The organism is Streptomyces fumanus (assembly GCF_014655295.1).
Lineage (GTDB): Bacteria > Actinomycetota > Actinomycetes > Streptomycetales > Streptomycetaceae > Streptomyces > Streptomyces fumanus.
The window spans coordinates 48,479-63,267 of sequence record NZ_BNBI01000018.1 but is presented as its reverse complement, the minus strand read 5'-3'; the positions used below and the strand labels follow the sequence as shown (position 1 = coordinate 63,267).

Annotated in this window: 18 protein-coding genes; 8 read left to right on the top strand and 10 right to left on the bottom strand. The window is 74.1% G+C overall.

What is annotated here, in order from left to right:
- Positions 1-39: 39 nt before the first annotated feature.
- Together IE316_RS31110 and IE316_RS31105 are read right to left on the bottom strand one after the other, a co-directional pair.
- Complete coding sequence (locus tag IE316_RS31110) at positions 40-666, bottom strand: YigZ family protein (RefSeq protein ID WP_190207861.1); 627 nt, start codon at positions 664-666, stop codon at positions 40-42.
- Between the two features lie 47 nt (positions 667-713).
- The gene (locus tag IE316_RS31105; protein WP_190207860.1) at positions 714-1,424 is read right to left on the bottom strand and encodes a hypothetical protein; all 711 of its coding nucleotides are present in this window, start codon (positions 1,422-1,424) and stop codon (positions 714-716) included.
- A gap of 93 nt (positions 1,425-1,517) precedes the next feature.
- Between IE316_RS31105 and IE316_RS31100 the strand changes: the two genes are divergently transcribed.
- The gene (locus IE316_RS31100) at positions 1,518-1,925 is read left to right on the top strand and encodes a CoA-binding protein (protein ID WP_190207859.1); all 408 of its coding nucleotides are present in this window, start codon (positions 1,518-1,520) and stop codon (positions 1,923-1,925) included.
- 27 nt (positions 1,926-1,952) lie between these two features.
- Here the strand turns inward: IE316_RS31100 and IE316_RS31095 are convergent, their stop codons facing one another.
- The 3 genes from IE316_RS31095 to IE316_RS31085 form a co-directional block, all read right to left on the bottom strand.
- Complete coding sequence (locus IE316_RS31095; RefSeq protein ID WP_190207858.1) at positions 1,953-2,510, bottom strand: YbaK/EbsC family protein; 558 nt, start codon at positions 2,508-2,510, stop codon at positions 1,953-1,955.
- A gap of 35 nt (positions 2,511-2,545) precedes the next feature.
- Positions 2,546-3,118: a helix-turn-helix domain-containing protein gene (locus tag IE316_RS31090; protein ID WP_190207857.1), complete on the bottom strand. Its 573-nt coding sequence runs from the start codon at positions 3,116-3,118 to the stop codon at positions 2,546-2,548.
- 91 nt (positions 3,119-3,209) lie between these two features.
- Positions 3,210-3,974: an acyltransferase gene (locus IE316_RS31085; protein ID WP_190207856.1), complete on the bottom strand. Its 765-nt coding sequence runs from the start codon at positions 3,972-3,974 to the stop codon at positions 3,210-3,212.
- Between the two features lie 108 nt (positions 3,975-4,082).
- On the opposite strand from IE316_RS31085, the gene IE316_RS31080 reads away from it, so the two are divergent.
- On the top strand, positions 4,083-4,613 hold the full coding sequence (locus IE316_RS31080) for a gamma carbonic anhydrase family protein (RefSeq protein ID WP_190207855.1): 531 nt from the start codon (positions 4,083-4,085) through the stop codon (positions 4,611-4,613).
- A 56-nt stretch (positions 4,614-4,669) separates the two neighbouring features.
- On the opposite strand, the gene IE316_RS31075 is transcribed toward IE316_RS31080, so the two are convergent.
- Together IE316_RS31075 and IE316_RS31070 are read right to left on the bottom strand one after the other, a co-directional pair.
- Complete coding sequence (locus tag IE316_RS31075; RefSeq protein WP_190207962.1) at positions 4,670-5,308, bottom strand: DedA family protein; 639 nt, start codon at positions 5,306-5,308, stop codon at positions 4,670-4,672.
- Between the two features lie 150 nt (positions 5,309-5,458).
- Entirely contained in the window at positions 5,459-5,896 is a 438-nt protein-coding gene (locus IE316_RS31070; protein ID WP_190207961.1) for a DUF4442 domain-containing protein, read from the bottom strand.
- A gap of 140 nt (positions 5,897-6,036) precedes the next feature.
- On the opposite strand from IE316_RS31070, the gene IE316_RS31065 reads away from it, so the two are divergent.
- Complete coding sequence (locus IE316_RS31065; RefSeq protein WP_190207854.1) at positions 6,037-7,059, top strand: DUF8017 domain-containing protein; 1,023 nt, start codon at positions 6,037-6,039, stop codon at positions 7,057-7,059.
- Between the two features lie 79 nt (positions 7,060-7,138).
- Positions 7,139-8,446 (top strand): MFS transporter, encoded by a 1,308-nt coding sequence (locus tag IE316_RS31060; protein WP_229910633.1) that lies wholly within the window; start codon positions 7,139-7,141, stop codon positions 8,444-8,446.
- Here the strand turns inward: IE316_RS31060 and IE316_RS31055 are convergent.
- Positions 8,408-9,253, bottom strand: coding sequence for a spermidine synthase (locus IE316_RS31055; protein WP_190207852.1), 846 nt, complete (start codon positions 9,251-9,253; stop codon positions 8,408-8,410). The two genes, IE316_RS31060 and IE316_RS31055, sit on opposite strands and share 39 nt — an antisense overlap.
- 88 nt (positions 9,254-9,341) lie before the next feature.
- The gene (gene tuf / locus IE316_RS31050) at positions 9,342-10,511 is read right to left on the bottom strand and encodes an elongation factor Tu (RefSeq protein ID WP_190207851.1); all 1,170 of its coding nucleotides are present in this window, start codon (positions 10,509-10,511) and stop codon (positions 9,342-9,344) included.
- Positions 10,512-10,877: 366 nt separating this feature from the next.
- Here tuf and IE316_RS31045 point away from each other — a divergent pair, with 366 nt between their 5' ends.
- Positions 10,878-11,630 (top strand): TVP38/TMEM64 family protein, encoded by a 753-nt coding sequence (locus tag IE316_RS31045; protein ID WP_190207850.1) that lies wholly within the window; start codon positions 10,878-10,880, stop codon positions 11,628-11,630.
- 7 nt (positions 11,631-11,637) lie between these two features.
- Here the strand turns inward: IE316_RS31045 and IE316_RS31040 are convergent, their stop codons facing one another.
- On the bottom strand, positions 11,638-12,807 hold the full coding sequence (locus IE316_RS31040; protein ID WP_190207849.1) for a thiolase family protein: 1,170 nt from the start codon (positions 12,805-12,807) through the stop codon (positions 11,638-11,640).
- 154 nt (positions 12,808-12,961) lie between these two features.
- Between IE316_RS31040 and IE316_RS31035 the strand changes: the two genes are divergently transcribed.
- From IE316_RS31035 to IE316_RS31025, 3 genes are all read left to right on the top strand, one after another.
- A complete protein-coding gene (locus tag IE316_RS31035) occupies positions 12,962-13,435 on the top strand; it encodes a winged helix-turn-helix transcriptional regulator (RefSeq protein WP_190207848.1) in 474 nt (157 codons plus the stop codon).
- 141 nt (positions 13,436-13,576) lie between these two features.
- A complete protein-coding gene (locus IE316_RS31030; protein ID WP_190207847.1) occupies positions 13,577-14,452 on the top strand; it encodes an undecaprenyl-diphosphate phosphatase in 876 nt (291 codons plus the stop codon).
- A gap of 147 nt (positions 14,453-14,599) precedes the next feature.
- Positions 14,600-14,782, top strand: coding sequence for a hypothetical protein (locus IE316_RS31025; RefSeq protein WP_190207846.1), 183 nt, complete (start codon positions 14,600-14,602; stop codon positions 14,780-14,782).
- Positions 14,783-14,789: the final 7 nt, after the last annotated feature.

Sequence of the window (14,789 nt, the reverse complement as noted above, 5' to 3'; positions counted from 1 at the left end):
ACGCCGACGGTGGCCGCCCGGACCGGAAGCGGGCATCCCTCAGGCGTCCCCGTACGCCTCCCCGCCCAGGACGAGTCCGGCCGTGCCGGCGGTGGCGTCGGCGAGCCAGGCGCGGAAGGCGGGCACGTCGGCGTCCGGGAGGCCGATCTCCAGGGTGACGGCCTCCCCGTAGCGCACCTCGCGGATCTCGCGGCCGGTGGCGCGCAGGTCGTTCTGGAGCTTGCCGGCCCGCTGGTGGTCGACGGTCACCGTGGCGAGGCGGAACCGGCGCCGGGTGAGCGTGCCGAGCGCGTCGAGGGCCTCGCCGACGGCACCGCCGTAGGCCCGGATGAGGCCGCCGGCGCCGAGCTTGATCCCGCCGTAGTAGCGGGTGACGACGGCGACCACGTACCGCATGTCGCGGCGGAGCAGCATCTGGAGCATGGGCAGGCCGGCGGTGCCGCCGGGTTCGCCGTCGTCGCTCGCCTTCTGCACGGACGCGTCGGCGCCCACCACGTAGGCCCAGCAGTTGTGGGTGGCGTCCGCGTGCTCCTTGCGCACGGCGGCGATGAAGTCCTGGGCCTCGCGCTCGGTGGCGGCCGGGGCGAGGGCGCACCGGAAGCGGGAGCGGTTGACCTCGGTCTCGTGCACTCCGGCGCGGGCGACGGTGCGGTACTCGTCCTGCATCCGGCCAGCCTAAGCCCTGGTCACGGGCGGTGCGGCGGCCCGGCCCCTCACAGCGGGGCGCCGATGTCGCGGGTGAGTTCCAGGCCGAGGAACCGGTCGGCGTAGGCGTACGTCTCGAAGCGCGCGCCGTCGGTGAGGCCGGGGTCGGCCGCCGCCCGGTCGAGCACCCGCAGCACGCCGGGGGCGTCCAGGTCGTCGTCCCAGGCGGCGCGGAGCCGGCCGCGCACCTCCTCGGGGACCGGGCGGGAGGGCCGGCGGGCCCAGTCGGCGACCGCGCGGCGGCGGCGCAGCAGGCCGGCCCCGGCCTGAGCCAGCGCGGCGGCGTCCAGTTCGACCGGCGTCCGGTGGTGCCGGGCGAGCAGCGCCGCGCGCAGGGCGAGGGGGTCGTCGGCGGGTGCCGCCGGGGTGGCGGGGGCGACGGCGACCAAGGCGCCGTCGGGGGCGGTGCCGCCCTCGGCGACCACATGGACGGTCGCCGCGCCCAGCCGGGCACCGGCGTCCCGGCCGTCCTCCAGCGGCCGGACGCCGAGGGCCGCGGCGTCCGCCCGCAGCTCCGCCTCCTCCCGGTCGCCGGTGAGCACCGGCAGTACGGGGGTGCCGCCGAGTTCCAGGGCGCGTACCAGCAGATCGGTGACGAGCAGCACGCGCAGGCCGGTGGCGTCCCGGGCCGGTACGTGCGCCTCGACCCGGGTCAGGCCCCGGCGGGCGGGGGCGGCGGTGACCGGTTCGCCGGTCCGGGCGTCGATGATGCGCAGCACAGGGCGAGCCTAGGCTGCCGGGGCGGGAATCTCCGCCCCTCGCCGTCCGTTGGCGCAGGAGACAGCGGAAAGACCAGGACGAGGAGGCCGCCGGTGTACGGCGACGAGGCAGCGGTCCGCAGGATCCTCACCGAGCTGGGCGACACCTGGGCCGTGGTCGGCCTGTCGGCCAACCGGAACCGGGCGGCGTACGGCGTCGCCGAGGTGCTCCAGCGCTTCGGCAAGCGGATCGTGCCGGTGCATCCGAAGGCGGAGACGGTGCACGGCGAGCGGGGGTACGCCTCGCTCGCGGAGATCCCCTTCGACGTGGACGTCGTGGACGTCTTCGTCAACAGCGGCCTGGCGGGCGCGGTCGCCGACGAGGCGGTCGCCAAGGGAGCGGACGCGGTCTGGTTCCAGTTGGGCGTCGTCGACGAGGCGGCCTACGAGCGGACCCGCGCGGCGGGCCTGGAGATGGTGATGGACCGCTGCCCGGCGATCGAGATACCCCGTCTGCGCTGACCGGCCGGACGGCGGCCGCGCCCCCGGTCAGGCGACGCCGAGCCCCTCCAGGACGACGGCGCCCGGCAGTTCGGTGAACGCCTTGCCCGGCACCAGCAGTTTGCCGCGCCGGCGTCCGCTGCCGACCAGCACGTAGGGCAGGTCGGCGACGGCCGCGTCCACCAGGACCGGCCAGTGCGCGGGCAGCCCGACCGGGGTGATGCCGCCGTACTCCATGCCGGTCTCGCCGGTCGCGGTGTCCATCGGCGCGAACGACGCCTTGCGGGCGCCGAGATGGCGGCGGACGACGCCGTTGACGTCGACCCGGGTGGTGGACAGCACGACACACGCCGCGAGGGTGGTCCCGCCGCCGCGCTTGCCGGTGACGACCACGCAGTTGGCGGACCGCTCCAGCAGGTCGCGGCCGTAGTGCTCGACGAAGGTGGCGGTGTCGGCCCACTCCGGTTCGGTGTCGACGTAGACGATCTGCTCGGCGGGGACGCTGCCGCGCCAGTGGCGCACGGCGTCGGCGACCGGGCGGGTCAGCTCGTCGAGGCAGTCCGGGGCGGGAAGAGCGCGGTCGAAGTCGCCGAGAGGTGGGTGCATGCCCGTCACGCTAACAAGAGCCGCCGGGCGGCCGCTCACCGCACGGGCGGCACCGACACCGCCATGATCATTTCCATGGGGGTGCCGCCGGTGTTGCCGTACGTGTGCGGGGCGTCGGCCTCGAAGGAGGCGCTCGACCCGGCCGGTACGCGGTGCTCGGCGCCGTCCACGGTGAGGGTCAGCTCCCCGGCCGTGACGTGCACCAGCTCGACCGTGCCCGCGGGGTGCGGGTCGGAGGGGCTGGACTCGCCCGGCATCAGCCGCCACTCCCACAGCTCCAGCGGGCCGGGCGCCTCGGTGCCCGCGAGCAGCCGGTTGAAGCTGCCCGCGTCGGTGTGCCAGAGCCGGACCGCCTGGTCGGCGGGGACGATCCGGACTTTGGGGCCCTGCTCGCAGTCGAGCAGCGTGGTGATGCTGACGCCGAGCGCGTCACCGATCTTGACGACGGTGCCGAGGCTGGGGTTGGTGCGGGCCTGTTCGATCTGGATGAGCATGCCCCGGCTGACCCCGGCGCGGGCGGCGAGGGTGTCCAGGGTGAAGCCGCGCTCGGCGCGCCAGCGTCTGACGTTGCGCGCCAGGGACTGGGTCAGCAGGTCGAGGTCCGACACGTTCCGTCCATCGTTCGCGGGGGTGCGGGGGTGGGGTCGCACGGCGTCCGGCGGTGCCCGCTCGCGCACCGCACTGTACTGCGCGGCCCGTTCAGGACTCGGTGTCGAGCCGGGCCAGGGCGGTCGCCGTCTCCTCGTCCAGCAGGGACAGCGCGCGCAACTGCGCCGGGGTCACCCCGTCCGGGATCGGCACCGGCGCCGGGGTGCGCAGCGGCGGCTGCCAGCCGTCCTCGGGCGTCCAGCGCCGTACGACGCGGGCGGGGGCGCCGGCCACCACGGCGTGGTCGGGCACCGTGCCGCGGACCACCGCGCCGGCGGCCACCACCACGTTCCGGCCGATCCGCGCGCCGGGCAGGATCACCGCGCCGGTGCCGACCCAGCAGCCGGGGCCGATCTCGACCGGCTCCATCCGCGGCCACTGCTTGCCGATGGGCTGGTGCGGGTCGTCGTAGGAGTGGTTCGTGGAGGTGACGTAGACGTACGGCCCGAAGTAGCAGTCGCCGGCGATGGTGACGGTGGTGTCGGCGATGACGTGGCTGCCGCGGCCGAGGACCACGCCGTCGCCGATGCGCAGGATCGGCTCCGGGCCGAGGTCGAGGTCGGGCATCAGACCGGCGGTCAGGGTGACCTGTTCGCCGATGATGCAGTGGGAGCCCAGGTGGATCCAGGGTTCGCCGAAGATCGTGCCGAGCGGGAAGGCGAGCCGGGTGCCGGTGCCGAGCGCGCCGAAGCGGAACCGCCCGGGGTGCTCGGCGGTGACCGAGCCGGTGCGCTGCGCCCAGGCCCAGCCCGCGTGCACGGCCCGCTGGGCGAGGCGGCGCCGCCAGGAGGAGAACGAGTTTCTGCGCTTGGGCACCCGCTCACGGTACTCAGCGCGCCGCGCGGCGTCGGACCCGGACGGCTGTGATCTTCACCCCACCGGGTGGCGTACGGTGCCGTACATCATCCGACCAGGAGGCGAGCGATGACGCACAAGGCGCTGATCACGGGCATCGGCGGCAGGGAACCGAAGGTGGACCAGGAGGCGTTCGTGGCGCCGGGGGCCACCGTGATCGGGGACGTGACGCTGCACGCGGGGGCGAGCGTCTGGTACGGCGCGGTGCTGCGCGGCGACGTCGAGCGGATCACGGTCGGGGCGGGCAGCAACGTCCAGGACAACTGCACGCTCCACGCCGACCCCGGCTTCCCCGTAACCGTCGGCGAGCGGGTCTCCATCGGGCACAACGCGGTGGTGCACGGGGCGGCCGTCGAGGACGACTGCCTGATCGGGATGGGCGCGACGGTGCTCAACGGGGCGGTGATCGGCGCGGGGTCGCTGGTGGCGGCGCAGGCGCTGGTGCCGCAGGGGATGCGGGTGCCGCCGGGGTCACTGGTGGCGGGGGTGCCGGCGAAGGTGCGCAGGGCGCTGACGGAGGAGGAGCGGGAGGGGCTGACGCTCAACGGCACGCTGTACACGGCGCTGGCGGGCGAGCACCGTGCGGTGCACGAGGGGTGACCGCGGGGCGCGGGGCGGGGGTCCACGGTGGCCGGCCGCGCGGTGCCCCGCGCCCCTTACGGCGTCTCCGCCTCCGGTGCCGGAAGGGCCGCCTGGGCCTTCTTCGCCTTGCGCTTGAGGACCAGCATCGAGGTGAGGCCGATCAGGGCGGCCACGACCAGGCCCAGCCAGGAGAACCGCTTCAGCCAGGACTCGGCGACGACGCCGACGTAGTAGATGACGGCGGTGGTGCCGCCGGCCCAGGCGATGCCGCCGAGCACGTTGGCGATGAGGAACTTCCAGTACGGCATGTGCAGCACACCGGCCAGCGGGCCCGCGAAGATGCGCAGCAGGGCGATGAAGCGGCCGAAGAACACCGCCCACATGCCCCACTTCTGGAAGGACCGCTCGGCGGTGGCGACATGGCCCTCGCTGAAGTGGCGGGGGAACTTCCGGCCCAGCCAGGCCAGCAGCGGCCGTCCGCCCTTGCGGCCGATGGCGTAGCCGATGGAGTCGCCGATCACGGCTCCGGCGGTGGCGCAGAGGCCGAGGACGAACGGGTCGATGCCGCCGTGCTGGGACGACAGCAGCGCCGCCGACACCAGGATGATCTCGCCGGGCAGGGGGATGCCGAGGCTCTCCAGTCCGATGACAAGTCCCACGACCGCGTAGACGGCCGCCGCCGGCACGGTGTCGAGCCACTCCTGGACGTGCAACGCCAGACCCTCCGATTCGCGCGTCCTGCTGTCCCGGGAAGCGTACTGCGTCACCGCACCGGCGTGCGTCCCGCGCCGGAGGTCCCCGGCCGACCTCGCCCGAGGTCCCCGGGGGCCGGCCCGACCGTCCCCTCCCCCGGTCCGGCCCCCTCAGCCGTTCGGCCGCAGCGTCCAGACGACCGTCATCTCGCCGGTCACCGCGCCGTCCGCCCGCTGGATGGTGACGCTCACCGGGAACTCGGGGCGGCTGCCCGCGTCCAGCTCCGCGACCACCTCGGCGATCGGCCGGCCCAGCGTCGCGGTGGCGGTGACCGGGCCCAGCGCCAGCTTCTTGAACGCGATCTCCGCGGTGACCGGCAGCGGCACGGCCCGCGCGAGCTGATCACCGAAGGCGGCCAGCACGATCGCGCCGCTGGCCGACTCGCCCAGCGTGAACATCGCCCCGGCGTGCGGCCCGCCCACGTGGTTGCGGTACTCGCTCTGGTCCGGCAGGGCCAGCACCGCCTTGTCCGGACCGGTCTCCAGGTACTCCAGGTTCAGGGTCCGCACCATCGGCACCGTGGCGGCGAGCAACTCGCCGATGGACATCTGCTCTGCGCTCATGCCCGCCACGTTACCCGCGAGTAGCTTCCGGGGCCAGGGGCCCCTGAGCGGGGACCGGATTCGGTACGTCCCTGACAAAGCCCGGTGACCGAATCGTGTCCTCGGCGCGGCTAGGGTTGCTGCCCATGTGGCCAGGACAGCAGCCGCCCGGGGGCGAGCAGAACCCGCAAGCGAACAACCCTTACCAGCAGCCGGGGTACCAGCAGCCGAATCCGTATCAGCAGCCCGGCTACCAGCAGACCCCCACCTACCCGGGGAGCCCGCAGTGGGGTCCCGCGCAGCCCGCGGGGGCGCCGCGGCCGGGTCCCGGCGGCCCCGGCGGGGGTGGCGGGAACCGGACCAAGCTGGTCGCGATCGTGGCGGCCACCGCCGTGGTGGTCGCCGCCGGTGTCACCGGGTTCCTGGTGCTGGGCGGCGACAAGGGCGACGAGGCGGAGGGCAAGGACGCCAAGCCGTCGGCGAGCCGCTCGGCGGAGCCGGAGAAGCCGGCCGAGCCCAGCGCCTCCGGCAGCGCCGACAACCCGCGCGGCGGCGAGGAGCTGAAGGCCACCGTCCCCGGCTGGAAGGTCGTCGCCAACCCCCGGTTCGGCACCATGTTCGACGTACCCGCCGAATGGGAGATCGAGAACACCGGGACCAGCGTCGGCTTCGAATGGGAGGAGAAGGACGGAACGCTGGACCGCACCAGCGTCACCGCCCCCGCCTATCTGAAGTCCAAGTGGTGCACCAGCGACGACGACAAGGACGGCCGGGAGGAGGACACCGCCCTGGCCACCGCCGGCACCCGGGGCGAGAGCGGCGCCAAGGACACCGAGATGGCCGCCGAGACGCGGGTGCCGTGGTGGATCTACGGCGGTTACACCCAGCCGGACAAGAAGAGCGTGAAGTACGGCAAGCCGAAGCCGTACACCACGGCGTCCGGCATCAAGGGCAGCGTCGCCACGGCGTACTCGGAGAACACCCCGCAGAAGGGGAAGTGCGCCACCGACGGCAAGGCGATCACGTTCGCGTTCAAGAACGGCGCGGGCGACTTCGTCACCTGGAACCTGTACGGCGCCAAGGGCGTCGACGAGGAGATCCCGGAGGCGACCGTGCGGAAGATCCTGAGCACCGTGCGTCTCACGGAGGAGCCGCCCACGGACTCCTGAGGCCGGGGGCGGCCCGACCGCGCGGGAACGGCCGGAATCGCATTTGGCAAGTCGGGTCCGCCGCGGCGATAGTCACCGGGTGCCGAATCGTCCCCTCCTCCGCCGTCCCGCCTGGGCGGGCCGCAACTACACGCTGCTGACCGCCGCCGCGGTGGTCACCGGCCTCGGCAGCAGCGGCGCGCTGATCGCCGCCGCCTTCGCGGTCCTTCAGGCGGGCGGCGACGGCGGTGACGTGGGTCTGGTGGCCGCCGCCCGCACCCTGCCGCTGGTGCTGTTCCTGCTGGTCGGCGGCGCGATAGCGGACCGGGTGCCCCGGCACCGGGTGATGGTCGCGGCGAACGCGCTGAACTGCCTGTCGCAGGGCGCGTTCGGCCTGCTGGTGCTCACCGGCGAGCCGAGGCTGTGGCAGATGATGCTGCTGACCGCGCTGGGCGGCACCGGCCAGGCGTTCTTCGGCCCGGCCTCCGAAGGCATGCTGCTCTCCTCGGTCCGGGGCGAGCAGGCCGGGCGGGCGTTCGCGGTGTACCGGATGGCGATGCACGGCGCGGGCCTGGGCGGCGCGGCGCTGGGCGGGGCGATGGTCGCCGCGCTGGGGCCGGGCTGGGTGCTGGTGGCGGACGCGGCGGCCTTCGCAGTCGCCGGGGCGCTGCGGGCCTTCCTCGACGTCGGTCACATACCGGCGCGGGCGCCGGGCGGCGGGCTGCTCTCCGATCTGCGGGAAGGCTGGCGGGAGTTCAGCGGACGGCCCTGGCTGTGGAGCATCGTCGTCCAGTTCTCCCTCGCCAACGCGGTGGTGGGCGCCGCCGAGGCGGTCTACGGTCCGCTGGTCGCCCGGGACGAGCTGGGCGGCGCCGGTCCCTGGGGCCTGGCGCTGGCCGCGTTCGGCGCGGGCACGGTCGGCGGGGCGCTGCTGATGACCCGCTGGAGACCGCGCCGCCTGCTGCTCGCCGGCACCCTGTGCGTGTTCCCGCTGGCCCTGCCCTCGGCCGCGCTGGCGGTGCCGGTGCCGGCCGGGGTGCTGTGCGCGGTGATGTTCGTGACCGGCGTGACGGTGGAGGTGTTCGGGGTCTCCTGGATGACCGCCCTGCACCAGGAGGTGCCGGAGGAGAAGCTGTCGCGGGTCTCGGCGTACGACTGGTTCGGCTCGGTGGCGCTGGTGCCGCTGGCGACCGCGCTGGCCGGCCCGGCGGAGACGGCCTTCGGCCGGACGGCGTCCCTGTGGGGGTGCGCGGTGCTGGTCGTGGTGGTCACGGCGGCGGTGCTGTGCGTCCCGGACGTCCGCGACCTGCGCCGCCGCACGACCCCGGTGACGCGGCGCACCCCGGGGGAGTCCACCGGCCCGCAGGAGTCACCCGATGCCGAACGCGCCCTCGGGGGGCTCGGGTGACGGCACCGCGTCCGCGTCCCGCACCGGCCGCGCGTCGCCGGTGAAGGCCCGCAGCGCGGCGCCGTGTTCCACCCGGGCGGGGAAGGCGTCGGCGGCGGTGCGCCGGGCCAGCGCGCCCGCGTCGAGCGGCCGGTGGGCGGCGACCAGCACGGCGTTGCCGAAGCGCCGCCCGCGCAGCACACCCGGCTCGGCGATCAGCACCAGTTCCGCGAAGTGCGCGGCGAAGGTCGCCAACTGCGAGCGCAGGAAGGCGAACGGCGCCCCGTCGGCGAGGTTGGCCAGGTAGACCCCGTCCGCCCGCAGCACCCGCGCCACCTCCCCCGCGTACTCCGTCGAGGTCAGGTGCGCGGGCACCCGGGAGCCGCCGAAGACGTCGGCGACCAGCACGTCGGCCGAGCCCGCGGGGGCGGCCGACAGCCAGTCCCGCGCGTCGGCCGCGTGCAGGGCGATCCGGGCCCCGTCCGGCAGCGGCAGATGCTCGGCGACCAGCTCCAGCAGCCCCCGGTCGGCCTCCACCACGTCCTGCCGCGACCCCGGCCGGGTCACGGCCACGTACCGGGGCAGGGTGAGCGCCCCGCCCCCGAGGTGCAGCACGTCCAGCGCCCGCCCGGCCTCCGCGACCGCGTCCAGCACATGCCCGAGCCGCCGCGCGTACTCGAACTCCAGATGCGCCGGGTCATCCAGGTCGACGTACGACTGCGGCGCCCCGTCCACGGTCAGCAACCAGGCGCGCGCCCGGTCGACATCGGGCATGAGCTTGACGGTCCCGAAATCGGTGACGCGATGGACAGGTATGGCTTCGTTCACCCCTCCATTGTGCGGGGCGGGGGGCGCCCCGAAGGAGCGCGGGGAACTGCCGGATCAGCCCCATCGAACCCGCGGTCCCCCGCGCACCTCACCGAACCTCGGTCACCGTCCCCGCCCCGACCGTCCGCCCGCCCTCACGAATGGCGAACCCGAGCCCCGGCTCGACCGGCACCGCACGCCCCAGCGACACGGTCATGTCCACCGTCTCCCCCGGCCGCGCGACCCCCGCGTCCCCGAGGTCGATGTCCCCCACCACATCGGCCGTCCGGATGTAGAACTGCGGCCGGTACCCGGTCGAGACGGGCGTCGAACGCCCGCCCTCCCGCGCCGACAGCACATACACCCGCGCCCGGAACTCCCGCGCCGGCACCACGCTGCCCGGCGCCGCGACGACGTGCCCCCGCCGGACCGCGTCCCGCGGCACGCCCCGCAGCAGTACCGCCACGTTGTCCCCGGCCTGCGCCTCCGCCATCGGCTTGCCGAAGGTCTCCAGGCCGGTGACGACCGTCTCGACGGCCGCGCCGAGCACCTCGACCCGGTCCCCGACCCGGACCGTGCCGCGCTCGACGGCGCCGGTCACGACCGTGCCCCGCCCGGTGATGGTGAGCACGTTCTCCACCGGCAGCAGGAACGGCGCGTCCAGATACCGCTCGGGCATCGGTACGTAGGTGTCCACCGCGTCGAGCAGCGCCTCCACGGACGCCGTCCACCGGGGGTCGCCCTCCAGCGCCCGCAGCCCGGAGACCCGTACGACGGGGGCGGCGTCGCCGCCGTAGCCGTGCGCGGTGAGCAGTTCGCGGACCTCCAGCTCGACGAGGTCGGTGAGTTCCTCGTCACCGGCGTCCGCCTTGTTCAGGGCGACGACGATGTGGTCGACGCCCACCTGGCGGGCGAGCAGGACGTGTTCGGCGGTCTGCGGCATGATGCCGTCCAGCGCGGAGACGACCAGGATCGCGCCGTCGAGCTGGGCGGCGCCGGTGACCATGTTCTTGACGTAGTCGGCGTGGCCGGGCATGTCGACGTGGGCGTAGTGCCGGGTGTCGGTCTCGTACTCGACGTGCGCGATGTTGATGGTGATGCCGCGCGCGGCCTCCTCCGGGGCGCGGTCGATGCGGTCGAACGGCACGAAGGCGGAGCGGCCGCGGTCGGCGAGGACCTTGGTGATGGCGGCGGTCAGGGTGGTCTTGCCGTGGTCGACATGGCCCATGGTGCCGATGTTGAGGTGCGGTTTGGTGCGGACGTACGCCGTCTTGGACATGGCGGTTCCTCGAAGCCTGGTGAGCGTGGTGGGGACCCCGGTGACCCGCCGACCCTCCCCCTGCGGGGTCCGCCGGACGATCCGGGGAGGGTCAGCTTCGGGCGCCGTCGACGGCGATCGTGAGGGCGGTGGCGGCAGCCTTCCCGGCACCCGCGACCGCGGGTGCTGCGAGGAGGAAGGCGTACCGGAACATGACGTCGATCCTCGCCGACGTCCGGTGCCGCGTCGAACGATTTTCAGGACCGCACGGGCCGGGCGGCGCGCACGGGCCGGGCGGTCCGCGCGGCGCCCGAAGTCCCCGTTCCTGTGACGCACATGAGACGCACCATACGGCGATCACACACGTCCGTCGGTTAGGGTCGCCGAATGCTCGATGCCACCACCCGCTCTGGGGGCACCGCCGCGGCCTCTCCCCGGGCCGCCGCAGGCACCGCCGCGCCGGCCGCGATCCCCGCCCGTGCGGCGCGGATCGTCCTGTCGCCGTGGTCCCGGCTGTCCCTGCTCGTCCTGCTCCTCGCCTCGGCCGCCTCGGCGGTCCTGCTGTTCCAGCCGCAGAAGCTGCTGGTCGACGGCTTGCCGGCCCAGCTCGGCGGAGCCGCGGCGGCCCTGGCGTACGCCCTCGCCTACGGGCTGTGCACCGTCGCGTTCGTGCCGCGCCCGCTGCTGAACCTGGCGGCGGGGGCGCTGTTCGGCTCGGGGATCGGTCTGGCCTCCGCACTGGCGGGCACGGTGCTCGGCGCCGGGATCGCCTTCTGCCTGGGCCGGGTACTGGGCCAGGAGGCGCTGCGCCCGCTGCTGCGCGGGAAGTGGCTGAAGGCCGCCGACGGGCAGCTCAGCCGGCACGGCTTCCGGTCGATGCTGGCGGCGCGGCTGTTCCCCGGAGTGCCGTTCGCCGCGGCGAACTACTGCGCCGCCGTCTCCCGCATGGGCCTGCTGCCGTTCCTGCTGGCGACGGCGCTCGGGTCGGTCCCGAACACCGCCGCCTACGTGGTGGCCGGCGCCCGCGCGTCCACGCCGACGTCGCCGGCCTTCCTGATCGCGCTGGCCTGCATCGCCGTCCCCGGTCTGGTGGGCGCGGTGGTGGCCTGGCGCAAGCGGCACCGGCTGAGCGCCCGCTGACCGGGCGTCAGACGGCTTCGAGGATCATCGCGTTGGCGAGGCCGCCCGCCTCGCACATGGTCTGCAGGGCGTAGCGGGCGCCGCGTTCCCGCATGGCGTGCACCAGGGTGGTCGTCAGCCGGGTGCCGCTGGCGCCGAGCGGGTGGCCCAGGGCGATCGCCCCGCCGTGCACGTTGACCTTGGCGAGGTCGGCGCCGGTCTCCTGCTGCCAGGCCAGCACCACGCTGGCGAACGCCTCGTTGACCTCGAACAGGTCGATGTCGTCGAGGGTGAGCGAGGCCCGGCGCAGCACCTTCTCGGTGGCCGGGACGACGCCGGTGAGCATCAGCAGCGGGTCGGAGCCGGTGACGGCGAAGCTGTGCAGCCGGGCCAGGGGGCGCAGGCCGAGGCGGGCCGCGGTCTCGGCCGACGCGATCAGCACGGCGGAGGCGCCGTCGTTGATCTGGCTGGCGTTGCCGGCGGTGATGTTCCACTCGATCTGCGGGAACCGTTCGGCGTAGACCGGGTCGTGGTAGGCGGGGCGCAGGCCGGCCAGGACCTCGGTGCTGGTGCCGGGCCGTACGCCCTCGTCGCGGGAGACGCCGTCCAGGGGGGCGGTCTCGGCGTCGAAGAGGCCCTGCTGCCAGGCCGCGGCGGCCTTGTGGTGCGAGGCGGCGGCGAACTCGTCCATCCGCTCCCGGCCGATGGACCACTTGGCGGCGATCAGCTCGGCCGCGATGCCCTGCGGAACGAGCCCCTCCGGGTAGCGGGCGGCGATGCCGGGGCCGAACGGGTCGGTGCCGGGCAGCACGTTGGAGCCCATCGGCACCCGGCTCATCGACTCGACCCCGCAGGCGACCACCAGGTCGTAGGCGCCGGCCAGCACGCCCTGGGCGGCGAAGTGCACGGCCTGCTGGGAGGAGCCGCACTGGCGGTCGACGGTGGTCGCCGGGACCGACTCGGGCAAGCCCGCGGACAGGGCGGCGTACCGGGTGATGTTGGCGGCCTGCTCGCCGACCTGGTCGACGGTGCCGCCGATGACGTCGTCGACGAGCGCCGGGTCGACGCCGGAGCGTTCGACGACGGCGCGCAGGGTGTGGGCGAGGAGTTCGACGGGGTGGACGTGGGCGAGGGCGCCGTGGGGCTTGCCCCGGCCGACGGGGGTGCGGACGGCTTCGACGATGACGGCGTCAGGCATGGTGCGGGCCTCCGATGCGGGCTGCCGGCCGGCGGCCGACGAGCGGCTACCAGTGGGTAGGAAATCCAAACTCACAGTAGCCCGGTAGGTTGGAAAAACTAACCGTCCAACGCCAGGAAAGTTTGAAAACCGGACCCTCCCCTAGACTGGCGGCATGGCCGCCGCCCCCAAGAACGCCCGCCCCTGCTCCATCGCCGACGCGCTGGCGCTCGTCGGCGAGAAGTACTCCCTGCTGATCCTGCGCGAGGTCTGCCTCGGCAACGGCCGCTTCGACCAGCTCGTCCGCAACACCGGCGCCCCGCGCGACGTCCTGGCCACCCGGCTGCGGCGGCTGGTCGACGCCGGGATCCTGGACCGGCGGCCCTACAGCGAGCGGCCCCAGCGCTTCGAGTACCGGCCGACCCGGGCCGGACTGGAACTGGAGCCCGTCCTGATCACGCTGATGGCGTGGGGCGACCGCCATCTGCGCGGCGACGACGACCGGCCGATGGTGATCGAGCACGTCTGCGGCCACGAACTGGTCCCCGAGGTCACCTGCCGCGCGTGCGGCGCCCCGGTCCGCCACGAGGACCTGACCTCCCACCCGCAGACCCCCGGCTGGACCCTCTCCGGGCCGTCGGTCGCCTGACCGGCCACCCTGTGCCGGGCCCGTCACCCGGGGGCGCTACGCTGCCCCTCGACACGCCCGATCCTGATCACCGTACGCGTCGGTTCGGTGTGTCCCTCGACCATCGACCGTTCGTGATCGGCACTTGGACTCCGTAACTCCATGTCTTGGTTTGAATCCCTCGTCCTCGGACTCGTCCAGGGGCTGACCGAGTTCCTCCCCGTCTCCTCCAGCGCGCACCTGCGGCTGACCGCGGCGTTCTCCGGCTGGCACGACCCGGGAGCCGCCTTCACGGCGATCACCCAGATCGGCACGGAGGCCGCCGTGCTGATCTACTTCCGCAAGGACATCGGGCGGATCATCTCGGCGTGGACCCGTTCGCTGGTGAACAAGGAGATGCGCGGCGACCCCGACGCGCGCATGGGCTGGCTGGTCATCGTCGGCTCGATCCCGATCGGCGTGCTCGGCGTGACGCTGAAGGACCAGATCGAGGGCCCGTTCCGCGACCTTCGGGTGACCGCGACCATGCTCGTGGTCGTCGGCGTGGTCATCGGCATCGCCGACCGGCTGGCGGCCCGCGACGAGAGCGGCGGCCGGCACCGCGCGGCCAAGCAGCGCAAGGAACTGAAGGACATCGGCGTCCGGGACGGCCTGATCTACGGCATCTGCCAGGCGGCGGCCCTGATCCCCGGCGTCTCCCGCTCCGGCGCGACCATCAGCGGCGGCCTGTTCATGGGCTACCGGCGCGAGGCCGCGGCCCGCTACTCCTTCCTGCTCGCCATCCCCGCCGTGCTCGCCTCGGGCCTGTTCGAACTGAAGGACGCGGTCGGCAGCGACCACGTCTCCTGGGGCCCGACGATCTTCGCGACGGTCATCGCGTTCGCCGTCGGATACGCCGTCATCGCCTGGTTCATGAAGTTCATCTCCACCAAGAGCTTCATGCCGTTCGTCTACTACCGCGTGATCCTCGGCATCGTGATCATCGTGCTGGTCAGCGTGGGAGCCCTCAGCCCCGACGCCGGCGAACCGGCGCACTGACCGGCGGGCGGGGCGGGCGCCTCCCCGGAGGACGGGAAGACCTGTTGCCGGGGTTTCCGGCGTGCCGCGAGGCCGAGGAGGCGTGCCGATGCGGCTGCGTAGCCGTCCGGTAGCGGACTGTCAGTGGGCGGCCCTAGGCTTGTCCGCATGTCCCCCGAATTCCCGGTCCCTGGTTCCGTGCGCTCCGCCGCCGAGCTGAACGAGCGGATCCGTGCGCTGTGGCGGCGCGCGGGCGCCGGCTCCCTCTCGGCCCAGGAACGCGCGGAGTACGAGTCGCTGGTGGTGCAGTGGGCCGCCGCGATCCGCGGTGAGGTGATCGAGGCGGCCTGACCGGCCG